Origin of the sequence: Elioraea tepida (genome assembly GCF_019203965.1) — a bacterium.
Taxonomy (GTDB): Bacteria; Pseudomonadota; Alphaproteobacteria; order Acetobacterales; family Acetobacteraceae; genus Elioraea_A; species Elioraea_A tepida.
In genome coordinates, this window is the sequence record NZ_CP076448.1 from 898,654 (window position 1) to 919,851 (window position 21,198).

General features: G+C 71.4%; 19 protein-coding genes, 3 pseudogenes and 1 riboswitch. Of the genes and pseudogenes, 19 read left to right on the top strand and 3 right to left on the bottom strand.

Features of this window, described 5'->3' with window-relative positions:
* Window positions 1-2 precede the first annotated feature (2 nt).
* The 8 genes and pseudogenes from metH (at window position 3) to KO353_RS04370 (ending at window position 8,407) form a co-directional block, all read left to right on the top strand.
* Window positions 3-3,504 (top strand): annotated as a pseudogene (gene metH, locus KO353_RS04340) (methionine synthase).
* A 140-nt stretch (window positions 3,505-3,644) separates the two neighbouring features.
* On the top strand, window positions 3,645-4,532 hold the full coding sequence (locus KO353_RS04345) for a cation diffusion facilitator family transporter (protein WP_218286521.1): 888 nt from the start codon (window positions 3,645-3,647) through the stop codon (window positions 4,530-4,532).
* A complete protein-coding gene (locus KO353_RS04350; RefSeq protein ID WP_218286522.1) occupies window positions 4,516-5,199 on the top strand; it encodes an ABC transporter substrate-binding protein in 684 nt (227 codons plus the stop codon). The genes KO353_RS04345 and KO353_RS04350 overlap by 17 nt, the downstream gene beginning before the upstream one ends.
* A gap of 246 nt (window positions 5,200-5,445) precedes the next feature.
* Window positions 5,446-6,183 carry an iron chelate uptake ABC transporter family permease subunit gene (locus KO353_RS04355; RefSeq protein ID WP_268906227.1) on the top strand — a complete coding sequence of 246 codons (738 nt, stop codon included), beginning with the start codon at window positions 5,446-5,448 and terminating at the stop codon, window positions 6,181-6,183.
* Window positions 6,132-6,245 (top strand): hypothetical protein, encoded by a 114-nt coding sequence (locus KO353_RS16660; protein ID WP_268906228.1) that lies wholly within the window; start codon window positions 6,132-6,134, stop codon window positions 6,243-6,245. The genes KO353_RS04355 and KO353_RS16660 overlap by 52 nt, the downstream gene beginning before the upstream one ends.
* Before the next feature lie 41 nt (window positions 6,246-6,286).
* On the top strand, window positions 6,287-6,967 hold the full coding sequence (locus KO353_RS04360; protein ID WP_235692023.1) for an ABC transporter ATP-binding protein: 681 nt from the start codon (window positions 6,287-6,289) through the stop codon (window positions 6,965-6,967).
* Window positions 6,964-7,782, top strand: a complete 819-nt coding sequence (locus tag KO353_RS04365; protein ID WP_218286524.1) for an energy transducer TonB — start codon at window positions 6,964-6,966, stop codon at window positions 7,780-7,782. The genes KO353_RS04360 and KO353_RS04365 overlap by 4 nt, the downstream gene beginning before the upstream one ends.
* A 32-nt stretch (window positions 7,783-7,814) precedes the next feature.
* Window positions 7,815-8,407 (top strand): annotated as a pseudogene (locus tag KO353_RS04370) (cob(I)yrinic acid a,c-diamide adenosyltransferase).
* Here the strand turns inward: KO353_RS04370 and KO353_RS04375 are convergent.
* The 3 genes and pseudogenes from KO353_RS04375 to KO353_RS04385 form a co-directional block, all read right to left on the bottom strand.
* Window positions 8,408-9,178 (bottom strand): annotated as a pseudogene (locus KO353_RS04375) (TonB-dependent receptor plug domain-containing protein); the annotation flags it as partial. It lies immediately after the preceding pseudogene.
* Between the two features lie 30 nt (window positions 9,179-9,208).
* On the bottom strand, window positions 9,209-10,246 hold the full coding sequence (locus KO353_RS16825) for a TonB-dependent receptor (RefSeq protein WP_218286526.1): 1,038 nt from the start codon (window positions 10,244-10,246) through the stop codon (window positions 9,209-9,211).
* Between the two features lie 277 nt (window positions 10,247-10,523).
* Window positions 10,524-10,741: riboswitch (cobalamin riboswitch) on the bottom strand.
* A gap of 55 nt (window positions 10,742-10,796) precedes the next feature.
* Window positions 10,797-11,480 carry an exopolysaccharide biosynthesis protein gene (locus KO353_RS04385; RefSeq protein WP_218286527.1) on the bottom strand — a complete coding sequence of 228 codons (684 nt, stop codon included), beginning with the start codon at window positions 11,478-11,480 and terminating at the stop codon, window positions 10,797-10,799.
* 226 nt (window positions 11,481-11,706) lie between these two features.
* On the opposite strand from KO353_RS04385, the gene KO353_RS04390 reads away from it, so the two are divergent.
* From KO353_RS04390 to KO353_RS04440, 11 genes are all read left to right on the top strand, one after another.
* Window positions 11,707-12,393 (top strand): DUF1194 domain-containing protein, encoded by a 687-nt coding sequence (locus tag KO353_RS04390; RefSeq protein ID WP_218286528.1) that lies wholly within the window; start codon window positions 11,707-11,709, stop codon window positions 12,391-12,393.
* Between the two features lie 68 nt (window positions 12,394-12,461).
* Window positions 12,462-13,601: a 2-aminoethylphosphonate--pyruvate transaminase gene (locus KO353_RS04395; RefSeq protein WP_218286529.1), complete on the top strand. Its 1,140-nt coding sequence runs from the start codon at window positions 12,462-12,464 to the stop codon at window positions 13,599-13,601.
* Between the two features lie 392 nt (window positions 13,602-13,993).
* A complete protein-coding gene (locus tag KO353_RS04400) occupies window positions 13,994-15,058 on the top strand; it encodes a tyrosine-type recombinase/integrase (protein ID WP_218286530.1) in 1,065 nt (354 codons plus the stop codon).
* Between the two features lie 16 nt (window positions 15,059-15,074).
* Window positions 15,075-15,257: a site-specific integrase gene (locus tag KO353_RS04405; RefSeq protein WP_218286531.1), complete on the top strand. Its 183-nt coding sequence runs from the start codon at window positions 15,075-15,077 to the stop codon at window positions 15,255-15,257.
* On the top strand, window positions 15,241-15,816 hold the full coding sequence (locus KO353_RS04410) for a hypothetical protein (protein ID WP_218286532.1): 576 nt from the start codon (window positions 15,241-15,243) through the stop codon (window positions 15,814-15,816). The genes KO353_RS04405 and KO353_RS04410 overlap by 17 nt, the downstream gene beginning before the upstream one ends.
* A 105-nt stretch (window positions 15,817-15,921) precedes the next feature.
* Entirely contained in the window at window positions 15,922-16,128 is a 207-nt protein-coding gene (locus tag KO353_RS04415; RefSeq protein ID WP_218286533.1) for a helix-turn-helix transcriptional regulator, read from the top strand.
* Between the two features lie 158 nt (window positions 16,129-16,286).
* Window positions 16,287-16,649: a hypothetical protein gene (locus KO353_RS04420; RefSeq protein ID WP_218286534.1), complete on the top strand. Its 363-nt coding sequence runs from the start codon at window positions 16,287-16,289 to the stop codon at window positions 16,647-16,649.
* Window positions 16,649-18,733, top strand: coding sequence for a hypothetical protein (locus KO353_RS04425; protein WP_218286535.1), 2,085 nt, complete (start codon window positions 16,649-16,651; stop codon window positions 18,731-18,733). Before KO353_RS04420 ends, KO353_RS04425 begins: the two co-directional genes overlap by 1 nt.
* Complete coding sequence (locus KO353_RS04430; protein ID WP_218286536.1) at window positions 18,715-19,695, top strand: hypothetical protein; 981 nt, start codon at window positions 18,715-18,717, stop codon at window positions 19,693-19,695. Before KO353_RS04425 ends, KO353_RS04430 begins: the two co-directional genes overlap by 19 nt.
* A gap of 2 nt (window positions 19,696-19,697) precedes the next feature.
* Complete coding sequence (locus tag KO353_RS04435; protein WP_218286537.1) at window positions 19,698-20,879, top strand: hypothetical protein; 1,182 nt, start codon at window positions 19,698-19,700, stop codon at window positions 20,877-20,879.
* Entirely contained in the window at window positions 20,876-21,169 is a 294-nt protein-coding gene (locus tag KO353_RS04440) for a hypothetical protein (RefSeq protein ID WP_218286538.1), read from the top strand. Before KO353_RS04435 ends, KO353_RS04440 begins: the two co-directional genes overlap by 4 nt.
* The last annotated feature ends 29 nt before the right edge of the window (window positions 21,170-21,198 follow it).

Consider the following 21,198-nt stretch of genomic DNA (forward strand, 5'->3'; position numbering starts at 1 on the left):
CCATGTCACGCCCGCATCTGCTCGATGCGCTCAAGGACCAGGTTCTGCGCTGCGACGGCGGCTTCGGCGCGCGGATCCAGGCGATGGCGCTCGACGTCGAGCGCGACTTCCTCGGCAAGGAGAACTGCACCGAGGTGCTTCTGATCTCGCGGCCAGACATCGTGCGCGAGATCCATCGCAGCTATTTCGCCGCCGGCGCCGACATGGTGGAGACCAACACCTTCGGCGGCAGCCCGATCACGCTCGGCGAATTCGGCCTCGAGGGCGAGGCCTTCGCGCTCAACAAGCGCGCGGCGGAGCTCGCCCGCGAGGCGGCCGAGGAGTTCGCCGACGGGCGCCACCGCTGGGTGGTCGGCTCGGTCGGGCCGGGAACGAAACTGCCGAGCCTCGGCAATGTCGACTACGACACGCTTGAGGCGGCGCTCACCGTCCAGGCCGATGGGCCGATCGCCGGCGGTGTGGATGCGATCCTGATCGAGACCTGCCAGGACACGCTGCAGATCAAGGCCGCCGTCAACGGCGCAAGGCGGCGCGCCGCAAGGCGGGCCGCGAGGAGCTGCCGATCTTCGTCCAGGTGACGGTCGAGACCACCGGCACGCTTCTCGTCGGCCCCGATATCGCCGCCGCCGCGACGGTGGTGCACGCTCTCGACGTGCCGCTGATGGGGCTCAACTGCGCCACCGGGCCGCAGGAGATGGCCGAGCACGTGCGCTGGCTTGCGCAGAACTGGCCCGGGCTGATCTCGGTTCAGCCCAATGCCGGCCTGCCGGAGCTCGTCGACGGCCGGACCCACTATCCCCTCACCCCGGGAGAGCTCGCCACCTGGATCGAGCGCTTCATCGAGGAGGACGGGCTCAACCTCGTCGGCGGCTGCTGCGGCACCACCGACAGCCATATCGCGGCCCTTGATGCGATGCTGCGCCGGCGTGCGGGCGGCAGGCTCAGGCCCGCCCCGGTGCCGCGCAAGAGCGTGTGGGTTCCCTCCGTCGCCTCGCTCTACGGCGCCGTGCCGCTCAGGCAGGAGAACAGCTACTTCTCGATCGGCGAGCGCTGCAACGCCAACGGCTCGAAGAAATGGCGCGAGCTGCAGGCGGCGAACGACTGGGATGGTTGTGTGGCGATGGGGCGCGAGCAGGTCGCCGAAGGCTCGAACGCGCTGGATGTCTGCACCGCCTTTGTCGGCCGCGACAAACTCTTCGAGATGTCGGAGGTGATCAAGCGTTTCACCTCCTCGGTGAACGCGCCGCTTGTCATCGACAGCACCGAAACAGCCGTGATCGAGGCAGCGCTGAAGCTGCACGGCGGCAAGCCGATCATCAACTCGATCAACTTCGAGGAGGGGGAGCTGCGGCCGCCGAGCGCATGGTGCTCGCGCGCAAGTTCGGCGCGGCAGTGATCGCGCTCACCATCGACGAGGGAGGAATGGCGAAGACCGCCGAGGACAAGCTCCGCATCGCCCGCCGGCTCGTCGACTTCGCCTGCGGCCGCTACGGTCTGCCGCCGTCCGATCTGATGATCGATCCGCTCACCTTCACGATCGCGACCGGCAACGAGGACGACCGCAAGCTCGGCCTCTGGACGGTCGAGGGGATCCGGCTGATCCGCGAGGAGTTCCCAGACATCCAGATCATCCTCGGCCTCTCCAACATCAGCTTCGGGCTAAACCCGGCCGCACGCCACGTGCTGAACTCGGTGTTCCTCGACCATGCGCTGAAGGCTGGCATGACCGGGGCGATCGTGCATATCTCGAAGATCAAGCCGCTGCACCAGATCCCGCCCAAGGAGGTGAAGGTCGCCGAGGACCTGATCTTCGACCGGCGCGCCGAGGGCTACGACCCGCTGCAGGCGATGCTCGCCATGTTCGCCGACCGCAAGGCCGCCGACACGGGCCGAAAGCGGCGCGCCGAGACGGTGGAGGAACGGCTCAAGGAGCGGATCGTCGATGGCGACCGCAAGGGACTTGAGAAGGATCTGGCGCAGGCGATCGCCAAGGGGCATACGCCGCTTGCCATCATCAACGACATCCTGCTCGACGGGATGAAGGTGGTTGGCGAGCTCTTCGGCGCAGGGAAAATGCAGCTTCCCTTCGTGCTTCAGAGCGCCGAGACGATGAAGGCGGCAGTGGCCTATCTCGAGCCGCTGATGGAGCGCGTCGAGGGCCAGCAAAAGGGAACAATCGTGCTCGCCACCGTGAAGGGAGACGTGCACGACATCGGCAAGAATCTCGTCGACATCATCCTGACCAACAACGGCTACCGGGTGATCAATCTCGGCATCAAGGTGCCGCTCGCCGAGATGCTGAAGGCGGCGAACGAGAACCGCGCCGACGCGATCGGCATGTCGGGGCTGCTCGTCAAGTCGACCGTGGTGATGCGCGAGAATCTCGAGGAGATGACGCGGCTTGGCGTCTCCATCCCGGTGATGCTCGGCGGCGCCGCGCTCACCCGAACCTTCGTCGAGCAGGACTGTGTCGCAGCCTAGGGGTCGGGGCGCGTGGCTTACGCGCGCGATGCGTTCGACGGGCTCTCGCTGATGGACAAAGTCGTCTCCGGCCAGTTCGACGACTATCTCGCCGCCGTCCAGGCGAGGCGCAAAGGCAAGCCCTCGAACACGCGCCGCACGCTTGGTGCTGCGACGGAAGCGGCGACCCAGCCCGTCGACCGCGCCTATGCGGCAGCGCGTCGGCGACGCCTTCGCGGCAACGACCCGACGCCGACACCTCCCTTTTGGGGGCCGCGTCTCGTCGAGGCGCCGACCAGGGCGGTGGTGCCCTTCATCAACGAGCGCTCGCTCTACCAGTTCCAGTGGGGCTTCCGCAAACAAGGGCGTCGGCTCGAGGACTTCCTCGGCTGGGCGACGCAGGAGCTCCGCCCGGTGCTGAAGCGCATGCTCAAGCTCTGCGAGGAGGAGGACATCCTCAAGCCCCAGGCGATCTACGGCTACTGGAAGGCTGCCGGCGAGGGCAACGACGTCGTGGTGTTCGACGAGGACGGCACCACCGAGCTTGCGCGCTTCACCCTGCCGCGCCAGGCAAAGGAGGACGGTGAGTGCATCGCCGATTTCTTCCGCGACATCGACGACGGACCCGAGAACCGCGACGTGATCGCGCTGCAGGTGGTCACGGTGGGGCAGAAGGCCTCCGATGTCGCGCGCGAGTGGTTCGAGGCGAACCGCTACCGGGACTATCTCTACCTGCACGGGCTCTCGGTCGAGGTGGCGGAGGCGATGGCCGAGTACGTGCACAAGCGGATCCGTGCCGAGCTCGGCTTCGCCGCCGAAGATGACCGCGACATCGAGAAGATGCTGCAGCAGGGCTATCGCGGCAGCCGCTACTCCTTCGGCTACCCGGCCTGCCCGCGGCTCGAGGATCAGGAGCCGCTGTTGCGCCTGCTGGGGGCGGAGCGGATCGGGGTGAGCCTCTCGGACGAGTGGCAGCTCCACCCCGAGCAGTCCACCTCGGCGATCGTGGTGCATCACCGCCGGGCCAAGTACTTCTCGGTCTGAGCCCCTCACCCTGCCCCTCTCCCGCGCGCGGAAGAGGGGGAGAGGGCAACGCGCACTGCGCTGCGGGCATGTCAGTTCAACAGTTGAACAGCTGTTCAAGTCGCTTCACGCACCCGCATACCCCGTGCTAAGGGGCCGCCATGACGCGCGAGACCAGCCTCGCCGCCACCAGCATCGGCGTCGCCCTGCTGGTGCTCGGCCGCAAGGCCGCTGCCTGGTGGCTCACCGGCAGCGTGGCGCTGATGGCGGACGCGCTCGAAAGCGTCGTCAACGTCGTCGCCACGTCGGCCGCCCTCGCGGCGGTGATCTATTCGCAGCGCCCGGCGGACGCGAACCACCCCTACGGCCACGCGAAGGCCGAGTACTTCTCCGCCGTTCTCGAAGGGGTGCTGATCGTCGTCGCCGCCGGGCTGATCCTCCGCGAATCCTGGCTCGCCCTGCTCTCGCCCCGCGCGCCGGACGAGCCGGTGCTCGGGCTTGCCGCGAACGGGGTCGCGACCGTGATCAACGGCGTCTGGGCGGCCGTCCTGTTCCGCCGCGGGCGGCGGCTGCGCTCGCCCGCGCTGGTGGCCGATGCGCATCTCATCCTCGCCGACGTGGTCACCTCGCTCGGCGTGCTCGTCGGCGTCGGCCTCGTCGCCGTCACCGGCATGCTCTGGCTCGACCCGGCCGTTGCGTCGCTCACGGCGCTGAACATCCTCTGGTCGGGCTGGCGTCTCGTGCGCGAGAGCGTGGGCGGGCTGATGGACGAGGCCGTTCGCCCTGAGCTGCTCGCGCGGATCCGCGGCATTGTCGCCACCCACGCCGCCGGTGCGATCGAGGCGCATGACATCCGCACCCGGCATGCCGGGCGCTTCACATTCATCGAGTTCCATCTCGTGGTGCCGGAGGAGATGCGTGTCGGCACCGCGCACGAAATCTGCGACCGGGTGGAGGAGGCGTTGAAGGCGGAGATCGCCGACAGCGTCATCACCATCCACGTTGAGCCGCCGCACAAGGCGAAGCATCACGGTGTCGTTGTCGTCTAGCCTCGCGGCGCTCTTCTTCGCGCTCGCGCTTGCCGCCCCGGCCGCGGCAGCGCCGCAGCGTGTGGTGTCGCTCAACCTCTGCGCCGACCAGTTCCTCGTCCTGGTTCTGCCGCGGGAGCGAATCGCCGCCCTCTCGCCGCTCGCCGAGGACCCGACACTGTCGGCGGTCGCGGAACAGGCACGCGGCCTCCCGCGCGTGCGCCCCGCGGCCGAGGCGGTTCTGCCGCTCAAGCCCGATCTCGCCGTCGCCGGCCCCTGGGGCGGGCGCGGGGCCGCCGAGGCGCTCGAGCGCCGCGGCGTTCCGGTGCTCAGGCTCGGGCTTGCGGAGGGGTTCGCGGCGATCGAGGAGCAGCTCCTTCGGGTGGGCGACGCCGTGGGCGAGGCGGAGCGTGCGCGCGCCATCGCCGCGGAGATGCGCGCGACACTCGTCGCCATCCCGCCACGGACGGGGGAGCCGCCGCGGGCGCTCGTGTGGCAGGCGCGCGGCTTCGCGCCGGGGCGCGGCACGCTCGCCGACGCGGTGCTCGAGGCCGCCGGGTTCCGCAACGCCGCCGCCCACCCGGGCTACGGCTTCATCCCGCTCGAGCGCCTCCTCGCCGACCCGCCCGCGCTGCTTGTGACGGCGCCCCCGGGCGGCCCTGCCTCTCTCTCGACAGCGCTCACCTAATCATCCGGCGATCGCCGCCGCCGGCATTCGCCGCGCCGTGCTCGACCCCGCCTTGCTTGCCTGCGGCAGCCCCGCCACGGCCCATGCCGCCGTGCTGCTCGCCCAATACCGATGACGCCCGGGCTTGCGACCCTGACCGCGACCCTCTCGGCCCTGTCGCTTCTCGTCGGCCAGGCCGGGATCGGGGTGGTCGACGGCGCGATCCTGTAGGAGCTGCGCGCGCCGCGAACGCTTCTTGCGCTCGGCATCGGCGCCGGCCTCGGCGCGGCCGGGGCGGCGCTGCAGGGCCTGTTGCGCAACCGTCTCGCCGAACCGGGCCTGCTCGGCGTCACGGGCGGCGCCTCCCTCGGCGCGGTGCTCGCCTACTATTACGGTGCCGCCTCGGTCGCCTCGCTCGCCCTGCCAGCGGGAGGGCTCCTCGGCGCGGCCGCCGCCGCGGGCGCAATCCTCGCCCTTGCCTCACGCACCGGAACCGGGGCCTCGCTCGTGCTCGCGGGCATCGCCGTCGCCTCTCTCACGGGGGCGGCAGTCGCGGTCGCCCTCTCCTTCGCCCCCAACCCCTTCGCTCTTGCCGAGATCACGGTGTGGCTCCTCGGCAGCCTCGAGGACCGGGGCTGGCGCGAAGTGGCCCTCGCCCTGCCTGCGGTCGCCCTAGGGCTTGCCCTGCTTCTTGGCCTCGGCCGGCGTCTCGATGCGCTCTCGCTTGGCGAGGCGACGGCGGAAAGCCTCGGCGTCGATGTCGCGGCGACCGTGCGCCGAACCGCCGCCGGAGCGGCCCTCTCGGTCGGCGCAGGCGCTGCCGTCGCGGGCGGCGTGGGCTTCGTCGGGCTGATCGTGCCGAATCTCTTGCGCTTTGCCGCCGGCGAACGGGGCCGGGTGCGCTGCTCCTGCCCTCGGCTCTCGGCGGGGCGTCCCTCGTGCTCGCCGCCGACATTTTCGTGCGCCTCCTTCCGCTTCAGCAGGAGCTTCGGCTCGGGGTGCTGACCTCGCTTCTCGGGGCGCCGATGCTCCTGCAGCTCGCGGTCGCGCAAGCCGGGCGGTCGTGATCGCCGCGCGTGACCTCGTGGTTCGTCGCGGGGAGAGGCGCGTGCTCGACGACGTCTCGCTTATTCTCGAGCGCGGCATGCTCACCGCTCTCGCCGGGCCGAACGGGGCGGGCAAGACGACGCTGCTCTCCGTGCTCGCGGGGCTTTTGGTTCCCGATGCAGGGGGAGTGAGCCTCGAGGGCGTGCCGCTCGCCCGCCTCGATCGGCGCGAGCGGGCGCGGCGTGTCGCTTGGCTCGAACAAGGAGCCCGTGCTGCATGGGGGATGACGGTGCGCGAGGTCGCGGCGCTCGGCCGTCTGCCGCATGGCGACCGGGGAGAGGCAGAGGTCGCGGCCGCGCTTGCCGCCTGTGGGCTCGAGGCGCTCGCCGAACGTCGGGTCGACACGCTCTCCGGCGGCGAGGCAAGGCGGGCGATGCTCGCGCGCGCGCTCGCGACCGGGGAGGACGCGCTTTTGCTCGATGAACCTGCCGCCGATCTCGACCCTGCCCAAAGCTTCGCCCTGATGCGCCTGTTGCGCCGCGAGGCGGAACGCGGCCGGGTGGTGGCGGTGGTTCTGCACGACCTCGGGCTCGCCGCCCGCTTCGCCGACCGGATCGTGCTCCTCGCCGCGGGTCGCATCGCGGCGGACGGCCCGCCCGAGGAGGTGATGACGCCCGAGCACGCAGGACGGGTGTTCGGGGTGAGAATCGGCACCGACGCGATGCCGAGGGTTCTGCCATGAGGGTGGCGGCCGCAGCCGCGCTGTTTCTGCACGCCGCAGCACTTGCCCTGATCCTGCCGACCGGCGTGCTGCGCAGAGGGGCGGACGTTGCGGGCGAAGCCCCTGGCATTCCCGTGGTTCTCTCGCCCGGCGGCGGCGAGGAGGCCGAGGATGTCGAGGGAGTGCCGCCGGATCCGCGTGACGCGCACCGAGCGCCCGAGGCTCGAGAGAGCGCGCCGCCGGCCGCGATGGCGCACGATGCGTCGGCGGAAGCGGCAATGGACCAGGCCGCGTCGGCGGAGGCGACGGTCGAGGCGGTGGCCGAGACCGCGGCACGGACGCCCGCGGAAACGCTTCCGCCCCCTCACGAGGAGGCAGCCACCGCCGCCCCGACGGCCTCCACTCTGCCCCTGCCGCCTCCCCCGCCGCCTGAGCCGCCGCCGCGCCGCGCCGAGGCACGGCGGAGCGGGCAGTCTCCCGGCGCGACGGCGCCTGCCGCCTCGGCCTGGAGCAGAGCGGCGGAGGAGTCGGCCGGGTTCGGTGCCGCCGCCCTCGCCCTCGACACACGCCCGGCGACGGTGGGGCGCCGCGTCGATCCCGTCGTGCCCCTCGAGGCACGGCAGAGGCGGATCGAGGGAACGGTGGTGCTCGCGGTCACGGTCAGCGCCGCGGGCACTCCGTCGGCAGTGGACGTCCTGCGATCGAGCGGCCATCTGCTGCTCGACCGGGCGGCGCAGGAGGCGCTCTGGCAGTGGCGGTTCGACCCGGCCCGGCGCGGCGGCGTGCCGGTCGAGGAACAGGTCGCCATCCCCATCACCTTCCGCATCATCGACTGAACGTCACGGCAACGGAACGGGAGAGGAGGGCAATGGTCAGGCTCGATCGCATCACCACACGCGGCGGCGACCGCGGGCAGACCTCGCTCGGCGACGGCACGCGCGTGGGCAAGGACACGCCGCGGATCGAGGCGATCGGCAAGGTGGACGAGACGAACGCGGCGATCGGCCTGTTGCGGCTCATCACCGGCGCGGGCGAGCCTGGTTCGGATCTCGCCGTGGCCGATGCGATGCTCGCGCGCATCCAGCAGGACCTGTTCGACCTCGGCGCCGATCTCTGTGTTCCGTTCGCTCCCCGCGAGGCGGACGGCGCGGCGCTCCGCATCGTTCCGGGGCAAATCGCGCGGCTCGAGGAGGAGGTCGCGCGCATGAACGGGGAGCTGCCGCCGCTGAAGTCCTTCGTGCTTCCGGGCGGCAGCCCGGCTTCGGCCTGGGCGCACCATGCGCGGACGATCGCGCGCGCCGCCGAGCGCGGGCGACGGTAGCCCTCGCCAACGCCGAGCCGGTCAACCCAGAGGCGGTGCGCTACCTCAACCGCCTCTCCGATCATCTGTTCGTGCTTGGCCGCTGGCTCAACGGCCGCGGCGCCACCGAGGTGCTGTGGCAGCCGGGCGCGACGCGCTGATCACCAGCGCGCCGTGAGCCCGGCGAACACCGAGCGACCGGGCGTGCGGTAGCCGTTCGTCGGCTCGAAGTCGCTGTCGCCGATGTTGCGTGCGAGCGCGATCAGCCTCAGCGTCTCCGTCAGTCGGTAGCTTGCCGAGAGGTTCGCGAGCACGCCGGAGGGGGAAATCCCCCGCCCGGCGAATTGCCCGTCATCCGTGTAGAGCACGTCGCGGAAGCGCCCGACGAACACGAGCTCCGGGCTCAGGGTGAAGCGGCCGAACACGAGTTGCGCCGAGGCCGAGGCCGCATGTTCCGGCCGGCGCAGCAGGCGCGTATCGTCCTGCGCGTCGCGCGCGTCGGTGTAGGTGTAGGTGGCGATGAGCGTGGCCCAGCTTGCGGGCCGCAGCGTCAGCACCGCCTCTGCGCCCTCGATCTTCGCTCGGCCCACGTTCTCGTTCCGGCCGATCGGGAACGGGCCGACATACTGGATAAGGTCGGTGATCCTGCTCGAGAACCAGGTCGCGCCGAGCGTCACGCCGTCAGCCAGACCGAACAGCGGGAGATCGGCTTCCGCCCCCACCTCGACGCTGCGGCCGCGCTCGGGGCGGAGCAGCGGGTTGCCGCCGAACCCGAAGCGATCGAAGAGATCGGGAGCACGGAAGCTCGTCCCGTAGGCGGCCTTGATGCGGCTTGCGATCTCGGGCAGCTGGACGACGACGCCGAGGCGCCAGGTGTTGGCCGTGCCGAAGCCTTCCGCATCCTCCCGCCGCACTTGCGCGGTAAGGTCAAGGCGCCCGAAGAGGCGCCCCTGAAGCCCGGCTTAGAGGCCGTCGCTCCGGTCCGTTTCCTTGAGGCTGGAGAAGCTCGTGTCTGTGTCTAGACCCTCCCACCGGCGCGACGCCCCGAACGTCACCGCCGCGAGGCCGACCGGCCCGAGATCGGGAAGCCGCAGCGTGTTGTCGAGCGAAACGATGTCACGCTGCCCCTCAGAGCGGTCGTCCGTGCGGCTGTTAGAGAACTCGTCCGGCCGGTTCCGGAGCGACCGGACATAGCGTGTGCGCACCACGCTGAGCCGTGTCTCAAGCGCCTCGCCGAGCGGTGTCAGCGTCACCGCTCCCCCGAACACGCCGAGCCTGTCACGCCCCTCGTAGTTCCGGTCGTCGACGAGGCGCCCCGCGTTGTCGAAACCGTCGAGGCCATAGGCCGCGTAGCGCTGCCTGCCGAAGACGTCGAGCCTGACCCAGGGCGCTGGCTGCAGCCCAAGCCGCGCCGCCCCGGTCTGGCCGCGGAAGCCGTCGCGTTCGCCTGTGTTCAAGCGCAACCGGTCGGCGATCGCGTTCGAGCCGTGCCGCGAGAGCGACTCGAGGCTGATCGAGCCGTCGACGGGGCCGTGACGGAGGGAGGCGAAGACTCGCCCCGACGCCTCGCGTGGGTAGCCGGCGCCGATCTGGGCAGAGCCTGCGACGGCGCGGTCTGTGGCACGGCGGGTGATGATGTTGATAACGCCGCCGACGGCATTCGAGCCGTAGAGCGTCGACATCGGGCCGCGCACGATCTCGATGCGTTCGACATCGCCGAGCGTGTCCTTGCCGAAGTCGAACGCGCCGCCCGGGTTCGAGGGGTCGTTGACCGGGACGCCATCGATCAGCACGAGGGTGTGCTTGCTCTCGGCGCCGCGGATGAAGGCGAAAGCCTCGGCGCCGGGCCCGCCGGAGGACCGGATCCGCAGCCCCGGCACGGCCGTCAGCGCCTCGGCGAGCGTGGCGTAGCCCCGCTCCTCGATGGTGCGGCGGTCGATCACCGTCACGCCCGCGGCGATCCGCTCGAGGGGGGTGGGTATACGTGTCGCCGTGACCACCGTCTCTGGCAGGGCGCGTAAGGGCGATGCCTGCTCCTGCGCCAAGGCGGGCGCGGTGTGGCTCAGGGCAAGAGGGCGGCGAGGCAGGTCCCCGCGCTGAAGGCGTTGCGCATGCAGTGCTCCTTTTCTGTCGAGGACAGGCGGAGCGCTGCCGTGCGCGGCAGGACCGAAGCGTCATGACCATGTCCGTCCGCCCCCCAGCGGCACGACACACCCCACCCGGTTGTCGCCGCATGCGGACTTCTGTCCGTTGCGCAGGTTCACCCCGCCCCGCGCGCGCGAATGACTGGCGCCGGCCGGTCTCCTGGCTCGCGAGGGAGGGCGATCGCCCTGCGCTCCTGCCGCCTTCCCAGACGATGCGGTGCCGCATCATCCAGTGGCCTGCGCCACAAACTCCTCGCCTACAGTTGCGGGGGCGGCCGCGGCTCCGGACGGAAGGCCCTCACCCCGTTCCCGTTTCAGTCCTCTCGGGCCACCGACGCCACAAACGAGCGTGCACCGGTCGTCTCCGTGCCGCAACCCCTTGACAGGAGTCGCGACGCGATCCCGGTCAGAAGATGACGCCGAGCCCCTGGGCGAGGATCCATCCGAAGCCGCCGATGATCGAGAGCGCGAGCACCGAGGCGCCGACGCCGACCACGGCCCCGGCGAGGATCAGCCGCGTGTCCTCCTCCATCAGCCCGAAGGCCATGATCGCGCAGGCGAGGCTGGTCGGCCCGTTGGTCAGCGGCAGCGGGATGGTGACGAGGAAAGCGAGCCACGCGCCGTAGAAGCCGATCAGCCGTGCGCCGATCGCGCCGGTCAGAAGCGAGGGCCGCGGCCGGACATGGCGTTCGATTCGCTTGAGCCACGGCATCGACTTCTCGACGATCATCAGAAGGTCGGTCTTCTTCAGCGACCTCCGCGTCAGAACCTCCGGAAGCCGCGGCTCGGGCAGACCGAGCGCCATCTGCATGCAGACGATAAAGAGCGGAATGCCGAAGATCGGCGACCAGCCCGGAATGTAGATCGGGATCAGGTTTGGAATCGCGAAGAGGATGACGAGCACCCCGTAGCCGCGTGTGCCGAAGGCATGGATCAGCTCGCCGAGCGTGATCCGCTCGGCCGGCCAGTCGCGCGCGAGATGCAACATCAACTCAGAGACCGGCAGGTGCGCAGAGGGCGCCATGAAGTCGTCGTGCCGGTGCGGCGGCGCCGTCGTCGCAGGCACGGACTGTCGGGTGGTGTCCAGCACCGAAGCCCCCTTGACCCGGGCCGCCGCGCGCAGCCCGCCCCTGTAGATCAGGATCTGGGCAGGAGTGTCCCCGCCTCGGCATTCGCCGACGTCCCCTCTGCTCTTCATAGCGTAACAGCGCCGTGGTGGAAGGGCAGCTAAATTCGGTGTCACGCACCGCCACCGCGGCGTGCGAGGGCGGACCTGGGGCTGGTGCCGCCGCCGCCTCCTGCGGCAACTTCCGTCCATGCCGATCACCCGACGCGCCGCCCTCGCCTCCGCCCTCCTTCCGACTGCCCTTCCCGTGGCCACGGCAGAGCCGGTCGATCTCGCGCTCGCGCTCGCGGTCGATGTCTCGGCGAGCGTCGATTTCGCCGAGTTCGGCCTGATGATGGGCGGCTACGCCGCGGCGTTCCGGGACGCCGAGCTCATTGCGCGCGCCACCTCGGGGCCGCGCGGGGCGGTCGCCGTCGCCGTCCTCCTCTGGGCCGGCCCGGGCGAGCACGATCTCGCTGTTACCTGGAGCAGAGTCGGCGGGGCGGAGGAGGCGGAGGCCGTGGCGGCGGCGATCGACGCGACCCCGCGCATCCTCCCGCCCGGGGCGACCGCGCTCGGCGAGGCGCTCATGGCTTCCGCTGCCCTTCTCGCCCGCTGCCCCTTCCCGGCGGCGCGGCGGGTGATCGATGTCTCCGGCGACGGGCCCGCCAACGCCGGCGTCCCGGCACGCGCCGGGCGTGCGGCCGCGGAGGCTCTCGGCATCACGGTCAACGCGCTCGCCGTCGTCCACGAGGAGCCCGAGCTCGAGGCCTATTACGCCGAGGAGGTGATCACCGGCCCGGGCGCGTTTGTACTGCGCGCGGAGACCTACGAGGACTTTGCCGAAGCCATTCGACGCAAGCTCCTGCGCGAGATCGGGGCGGCGCTCGTCGCATGAGCGGGGCCGATGGCACCGCCGAACGGCCGGCACTGGAAACCGCACCGAGACGGTGGCATCAGGGGACGATGACAGAGCCCCCGCTTCTCCTCATCCCCGGCCCGGTTCAGACCCACCCGCGCGTAAAGGCCACCATGGCGCAGGACATCGCGCCCTGGGACAACGACACGCGCACGCGCTATGCCGCCCTGCGCGAGCGCCTGCGGGCGATCGCCGGCGGCATCGAGGGTGAGCATGTCTGCCTCCCCCTGCAGGGCTGCGGCCATTTCATCGTCGAGGCCGCACTCCGCACCTTCGTCGCGCCGGGGACGAAGGTTCTGATCCCGAACAACGGGAACTACGGGACGCGGATGATCCGGCTTGCCCGCGAGGCGGGGCGGGTCGCTGTTGCGATCGAGATCCCGGAAGGCGAACTTGCCACCGCGCAGATGGTGGAAAAGGCGCTTGCCGAGGACCCCTCGATCGGCACCGTCGCAGTGGTGCACAGCGAGACGTCGACCTCGGTGATCAACCCGGTCGAGGAGATCGCCGCCGCGGTTCGGGCGGCGGGGCGGCGGCTGATCGTCGATGCTGTCTCGGCCTTCGGGGCGATCCCGTTCGATCTCGGCGCCCATCCGGAGACGGATGCGATCGTCTTCTCCTCGAACAAATGCCTCGAGGCGATGCCCGGGATCGGTGTCGCGGTGGCGCGGGTGGATCGTCTCGAGGCCTGCCGCGGCAATGCCGGGAGCTGGAGCCTCGACCTCTCTGACCTGCTGCACCATGCGCGAAGCTACGGCTGGGGCTCGATCCGCTTCACCCCGCCGATCCAGTCGCTTGCCGCGCTCGAGGTGGCGCTCGAGCTGTTCGAGGCGGAAGGCGGGCAGCCCGCGCGTCTCGCCCGCTACACCGAGAACGCACGTATCCTCTATGACGGCCTCGCCGCGCTCGGCCTCACCCCATGGGTGCCGCGCGATCGCCAGGGGCCGATCATCGTCACGATGCACCAGCCGCCCGACCAGGCCTTCGCGCTTCAGCCCTTCGTCGATGCGCTGAAGCGCCGGGGCTTCTTGATCTCGAACTTCTCGACGACCAGCGTGCCGACCTTCCGCGTCGGCGCGATCGGCCACCTCTTCCCGGACGACATGCGCCGGGCCACGGCAGCGATCGCCGACACGCTCGAGGAGATGGGTGTGCGGCACCTCGCCCGCGCCCCGCTCGCCGCCTGACACGCTGTCGGTTAGCCGCGCGCCGTTGGATCAGGAGCGGGTTCCGCGACGCGATCGCGGCTGCACGGGCACCGGAGGCCGGGCGGTCAAAGCGCCGTCGGGGCGACAGCGTCAAGCAGCGGAGGCGGGACCGGACGTGCCGCGCGGCGGCACACATTGGCGCCGTGCGGCAGGGTCGACTGGCGCGCCCGGCAGGATTTGAACCCACAACCCCCAGATCCGTAGTCCGAGCGGACGAGTGTCCACAAGGCGACAACAGCCGCCAAGCGCCGACTCTGCCTTGCTTTCCGCGCGGCGACCACCATACGGTTGCCGCCATGAGACGCCACGAAACGCCGCCCGCCGTGTCCGATAGGGGTCCGCGTCCGCAATATGATGGTGCGCGCGGCAATATGATGGCCGCGCACCGCCATCCCGTCCGGCTCTCCGAGCGCATGCTCGACGCCGCCTCCTGCCCGCCCGGCCGGCGCGAGCTCTGGCTCTCCGACCTCCTCGTCCGCGGCCTGCGCGTGCGCGTCCTCGGCGGCACCAAGACCTTCTATTGCTCCTGGACCGATCCGCGCAGCGGCCGGCGCTGCCGTGAGAAGCTCGGCCGCTTCGGCGCGATCACGCTCGAACAGGCGCGCCAGGCAGCCCGCGCGATGCTCGGCCGCGTCGCCCTCGGCGAGGACGTGGTCGCCGAGCGCAGGCGGGCGCGTGAGACGGACGGCCTGACCTTCGGCAGGCTGATCGACGATTGGGCGCGGCTCCATCTCGCCTATCGCCGGCCGCGCTACGCCGCCGAGGCGACGCGGGCGCTGAAGACGACGTTCCGCGCGCATCTCGGCACGGCGGCGGTGCGCATCGATCACGCGCTCGCCGCGCGCGTGCTCGATCGCCTGGCGCTCGCCGGCCGGCCCGGCGCGGCGCGCAACGCGCTCGCCTACGCGCGCGCCTGCTTCGGCTGGGCGATGAAGCGCCGGATCGTGACCGTCAATCCGTTCCACGGCCTGCCCGCCCCGAAAGGCTCGGGCGCCGCGCGCGATCGCGCCCTCGGCCCGGAGGAGATCGGCATGGTCTGGCGCGCCGCCGGCACGCTCGGCACGCCCTACGGCCAGGCGGTGCGCTTCCTGATGCTCACGCTCTGCCGGCGCGACGAGGCGGCCGGCATGACCTGGGGCGAGCTCGCGCCCGACATGTCGACATGGACGCTGCCGGCCGGGCGCTCGAAGAACGCCCGCCCGCATGTCGTGCATCTCGCGCCGCCCGCGCGCGCTGCTGCGCGAGCTCCTCCGCATCGGCCTGCGCGAGGACGAGCCCGACCCGGCGCCGGAGCCCGCGCGGCTCGTCTTCGGCGTGCTGCCGCGCGGCGGGCCGATCTCGGGCTGGAACTGGGTGAAGCGGCGGCTCGACGCGGCGATCGCGGCGGAATGCGCCGAAGCCGGGCGCGCGCCGCCCGCACCTTGGGTGCTTCATGACTTCCGCCGCAGTGGCGTGACCTGGCTAGCCGGCGCGGGCTTCCCGCCGCATGTCTGCGACCGGCTGCTGAACCACGTCGGCGGGACGATCAGCGGCGTGGCCGCGGTCTATCAGCGCGCCGAGTTCCTGGCCGAGCGCCGCGCCGCGCTCGAAGCCTGGGCCGGCCACGTGGTGGCGTGCGGTGGCGGCGGCCGATGAAGCCTGGGAGCGGGCGGCCCGGGCGGCGCTGATCCGCGCCGCGCGCCAGGCGCCCGAGTGGAAGCACATCCCGCGCTTCGCCGCGAAGGCGAAGTGGAACGCCTTGATCGACACGATCGAGGCCGCGCTCGCGGGCAGCACCGCCGCCGCCGCCTGGCTGGTCGCCGCCGCCGGTCCGCCGATGTGCCTGCCGCTGCATCCCGAGGTCGCGGCGCTGGTCGCCGCCTGGCTTCGTGATCCCGACGCGGCCGGTCGCGCGGCGAAGCGAACGACGCGGGCGCAACGCGACCGCGTCCGCGCCGAACTTCACCGCGATTACTACATGTGGGGACTGATCGAGCGCGACTTCCGCGGCCCGGCACCGGCGCTGAGCGCGCGGCTCGCGGACGCGCTGGTCGCAGATGAGGAAAAGCGGACGGCCGACGCGATCAGGAAGGCGCGCGCGGCCGTCGCGCGGGCGCGCGAGCGCGGCCCGTGGCCGGGGCTCTACTGGATCGATGAGGACGCGCCGGGCTTCGGGCCGGTAGTCCGGCAGGGGCGCTTTGTTGCACCGCGGTAGGTGGGGAAAAAACGACCCCTGATAATTCCCACGACGGCCCCCGCGCGACCCTATAGATAGATCGGCCGACCGCGCCGCCTGGCGCTCCAGAACGAGGGTCGGCCGATGATGAAGCTCCTCTCCTCCGACGAAGTCGCCGAGATTCTCGGCGTGTCGCTGCGCACTCTGGAACGCATGCGTATCGATGGCCAGGGGCCGGCGTATGTCCGGTTGTCGCCCCGGCGGATCGCCTATGCCGAACGTGACGTCATCGAATGGATCGAGCGCCGCCGGCATCGAAGCCGGGCCGCGGAGGCGCGCAGCGCTGCGTGATTTCAGTGGCGCCGGGCGGCCGTTCCATGGCTGACACGAGAAAGCCCGCGCGGCCGGGGGGCGGCACACGCGGGCGGAGAAACGATCGAAGTCGACACCAATCGTATACTCCGCCCGGCAGCGCCTCCGCAAGCCCGCGCGGCTGAAGGAGGAGAGAGATGAGTAATCGAGACCTCATGCCGGGCCGGCGCGTGGACTTCGCGCTCGCCGGCGCGCTCGCCGCCGAGTCGCTGTCTTTTTGGGGGCCGGCGCTGCTCGGGCGGCGCATCGTGACCTTCAGGCCCGGCGAGACTGTGTGGTGGCCTAACCGTTTCGATGGCGTCCATGTCTTCGTCGGCCCGCCCTCGACCGCGGTCGGCGACTGGAGCGGCCGCTGGCGTCGCGGCGAGCGATGGGGCCGAGACTTGGTCGAGCTCGTCGCTGCGGTTCGAGGCTGCCGGCCGGGCCAGGCGGTAGCATTCATCGCGCGCGCCGCCGGCGTGCCGTTCGAGGCGCTCCTTACGGACCGGAGGGCTCGGTGATGGCCGAGGACCGCGCGCGGGCTGAGATGCGCCGGCTTCATGGGCTTACGGACCCGGCGGAGTCCATCGAGGCCTTTCCAGAACTCGATGCGGAGCCGGACGAGCCGGCGCCGACAATTGATGAGATCGTCGCTGCGGCGGCCGATGATCCCGGCGCCGCCTTCACGCCGGCGGCTATCGAGGTCCTCGCCGCGCTTCGCCGCGACGATCGCGCCGCATTCGAAACGGCGCGCGCTCGGCTCAAGCAGGCCGGCGTGCGCGTCACGGCGCTTGATCACGCAATCGCGGCCGCCGCGGGGGACGAAGGAAGCCAGCGTGCGACCCAGGCCGACATTCTCGTCCGGCTCGGCAGCGAGGCAGATCTGTTCCACGACAGCAATCACGTCTGCTACGCGGACATGGAGATCGCGGACCACCGCGAGACCTGGCCGCTCCGGTCCAAGGGGTTCAGGCGCTGGCTTACGCGCCGCTACTTCGAAGAGACCGACGGCGCGCCGAACTCGGAGGCAGTGCAAAGCGCACTCGGCGTGCTCGAAGCCAAAGCGCATTTTGCGGGCGAGGCGCGCGCGGTGCATCTGCGCGTGGCCGGCGACGATCGCCGCATCTGGATCGATCTCGGCAGCCCGGACTGGCGGGTTGTCGAAGTCACGCCAGCAGGCTGGCACATCATTCCATATTCGGAGTGTCCTGTCAGATTCAGACGCGCCGCCGGCATGCTCGCCCTACCGGATCCGCAGCGTGGCGGATCGATCGATGAGCTCCGGCGCTTCCTCAACGTCGCCAGCGATGAGGACTTTGTCCTCGTCGTGTCGTGCCTGCTTGCGGCGTTCCGGCCGCGCGGCCCTTACCCGGTTCTCGCGCTTGCCGGTGAGCATGGCTCGGCGAAGTCGAGCGCGGCCCGCGCCCTGCGATCGCTGGTCGATCCGAACGCGACGCCGCTCCGCGCCCCGCCGCGGGAGGATAGGGACCTCTTCATCGCGGCGACCAACGCGCACGTGGTCGCGTTCGATAACGTGTCGGGTCTTCAGTCTTGGCTTTCCGACACGCTATGTCGCCTCGCGACGGGCGGCGGCTTCGCGACCCGGCAGCTCTACTCGGACGCCGATGAGGCCCTCTTCGACGCGTGCCGCCCGATCATTCTCACCGGCATCGAGGATTACATCGGGCGCGCGGACCTCGCCGATCGTTCGGTCTTCATCACGCTTGAGCCGATCCAGGAGGCGGCGCGCCGCCCGGAGGCCGAGCTCGACGCGGCACTGAACGCGGCCCGGCCGCGTATCCTCGGGGCGCTGCTTGATGCGGTAGCGCACGGCTTGGCGCATTTGCCGGACGTCGGCCTCTCCCGCCTGCCGAGGATGGCCGACTTCGCGATATGGGCGACCGCCTGTGAAACGGCTTTGTGGCCGGCGGGCACATTCATGGCCGCCTACGACCGCAACCGCGCGGCCGCGACCGAGACAACCATCGAAGGCGATGCCGTGGCGGCGGCGGTGCGGTCGCTGGTGGACGAAAGGGGCAATTGGAAGGGGACGGCAGCGGAGCTGCTCGAGGCGCTTGCGCCGATCGCTGGCGAGCGGGTGGTCGCGGCGAAGACGTGGCCTGCAACGCCCCGTGCCATGGCGGGGCGCCTCCGGCGGGCGGCCCCCCTGCTCCGCTCCGCCGGCATCGATGTTGGCTTCGAGCGAGCGGCCAATCTCAGCCGGGCGCGGACCATATCGCTTCAGCGCCTGGAAAAGGCGGGGGCGCTACCGTCCAAACCGTCCAATCGTCCAGCCCGTCTGAAAAACATAAGGGATATCAATAGCATACCGGCAGGCCGTTCCATGGACGGTGTGGCGGCCAATGCCACGCCTACCGTCCAATCGCCCGCGCCTACCGTCCAGAGGGACCGGCGTTTGGACGGTAGCAGCCCCGACGATCAAGCTACCGTCCATTCTACCGTCCACCAAACGAACCACACTAACCCATTGAACGGCAACGGTTTCGGCGCGGGCCTTGGACGATTGGACGGTTTGGACGGTAGCGCCCCTACCCTTTCTAGCGCCCGCGCGGAGGGTGCCCCGGCATGGCGGGCCAAGCTATGACCGCCTCGGCGCTCATCGCCCGCGCCGAAGCCGCCGGGGTTCGCATGCGGCTCGGGGAGGACGGGGCTCTCGAGCTAGAGGCGGCCCGGCCGCCGCCGCCCGCCCTGCTCGCCGAGCTCCGGGCGCGCCGGGACGAGGTTCGGGCCGCGCTACTTGCCGCCGCTCACTCCGAACTCCCACCCGCCTGGCTTGCCGCGATGAGGCGCCGGGCTGAGGCCGGCCGCGCGCGGATCGAGCGGCACAACTGCACCGATGTGGCCGTGTTCGAGCCGCTCGCGGATGAGCCGGACGGCGCGCCCGGCTTAATCGCGAGCGCCCTGCCGGCCGCGATCAGGATCGCGGAGGCCGCCGCCGAGCGTGCCGCGCCTCCGGCTGAAGCCGCCGGGTGGAGGTCGGGCGACCCCGACCCGCTCGCTGAAGGCTTGCTGATCGGCGCGCTCGACGGCCCGCGCCGTCGCCGGCTCGCGACGTTCCAGCGTGCGCCGGTGATTCACGTCACGGGTTGGCGCGTCGCGGCGGCGGTGCGCGCCAATGGTGTTGAGATGCGGCTCGGCCCTGACGACAAGATCATCCCCACCGGCCTCGGCGCGGTGCCCAAGGCGCTAGGCGAGCATGCCCGCCAGCACGCCGAGCCGTTGCGCGCCTGGCTCGCGCTCGAGCGCGCCGCCGGCGCCCGCGCCCCCGAGGCCCGGCCCCCGTACGGCACAAGGCCCTCGCCGCTGATCGAAGGCCGAGACTTCTGTGTGGTCTGCGGCCCGCCGCAGCCGGGCACGGTCGCCGTGTGGTGGTGCCTGCCCGGGACCGGCTGGCGGTGCGCCGAATGCTGTGAGCCGCCGCACCCCGCCGAAGACGACCGCGTCATGTTCGCCGCCGGCGGCTTGCCGCCCGACGATCCCGACCCCGCCCCGGCTGCGCCGCGCGCCGCGCCGGACGGCCTGACCCCGCGCGCTGAAGGACCATGACCATGCCCTATCGACAGGTGATCCCCTCCGATTTCATGAGCCACCCCCGCCTGGCCGACCTCGCCCGGCGGATGACGGCCGAGCCGCCGGCGCCCGCGCCCGCGCCGCAGCCCGCCGCCGCCTCGGCGGACCTCGATCCCATCTGGTCGCGCGCGATCGACCGCGCGGGCGACCCGACGCCGCGCGACCGCATCGCCGACGCGGCCGAGCGCGAGACCGCGTTCAGCTACCGGACGCCCGAGGGGCTGACGCAGCACCTCCCGCCCGAGGCCGTCGCGCTCCTCCGCCGCCTGGATGACGCGGCGACCGAAGCGCGGGACCGCAGCGTCGCGCTCACCGCGCACATCAATGCCGCCGAGGATCGGGCCGGGCGCGTCTCGATCGACGTCGCCGCCGCGATCCGCTCGGCCGGCCTGCCGGAGGTCGCGACGCTCGACGATGCGCGCGCGATGGCCAAGCGCGATCGCTGGCCCGAGCACTACTCCGACCCCCAGCGCCAGCACGTCCGCCGCATCGTCGCCGAGGGCGACCGGCTCGCCGAGGCGCAGGGCGAGGTGGCCCGCCTGCGCGACCGGCAGCGCCAGCACGCTGCCGAGGCGGCGCCCGTCACCGCGCTGCGCAATCGCATCGTCACCGCGCTCGGCCGTAGCCGCCCGCCGTTCAAGCCGGTGGAACTGCCGGCGGTGGACGCCAAGAAGGCCGAGGCCGCGTTGCGCGGCGCGCGCGAAACCATCGCCGAGGCGGCCGCCGAGATCGAGCGGATCAGCACCGCACGGCCCAATGAGCATGAAGCCTTCGCGCTCGCGCTCGCCGCCGTCGAACGATACGGCGCCGAGTCAGGCTTCGGCGCGGCGGTGAAGTGGAACGGAACCGAATTCACCATCCGCGAGGCGACGCCTGGCCTCAGCACCGAAGATCACCGCCCCCTCCGGCCGCTCGCGCTGCTCGCCGCCGTCGTGCCGCAGGAACTCGCCGCCGCGATCGCGCGCACGATCGGCGCCGACCCCGACGCGCCGCTGCTGCGCGACCGCCCCCGCCTGCTCGCCGAAGCCCGCGCCCGGCTCCGGCAGGCCGAGCTTCTCGAACGCGCGGCGCTTCACGCCCTCGGCGATCCGCTCGACCGGCTCGCCGAGCGGCCCGAGGCCGATCCGCTGCTCATCCTGATGGTGGAGGCCGGCCGATGACCGGGCATGTCGTGCTGATCACGCGCGATGCCGAGACGGGCTTCTGGCACAGGATCATGAGCCCGCAGGAAGACGCTCTTGATGCAGCCGGACGCCTCGAAGGCGTCGCGCTGCTTGTCGATGTCGATGAGACCGCCCGCACGGTTCGCCTCCTGCGCGTCATCAAGGGCGACGGCCCGGCGCGGCTGCATCAATGGGCGCGCCTGCACCGCTACCGCGTCATCGCGCCCGAGCCTGCGCCGCTGCCCGACCCGCTGGCGCTCGCCAGCACGCCCCGCCCCCTCGCATGAAAGGAACCAGACCATAACCGCAACGAATG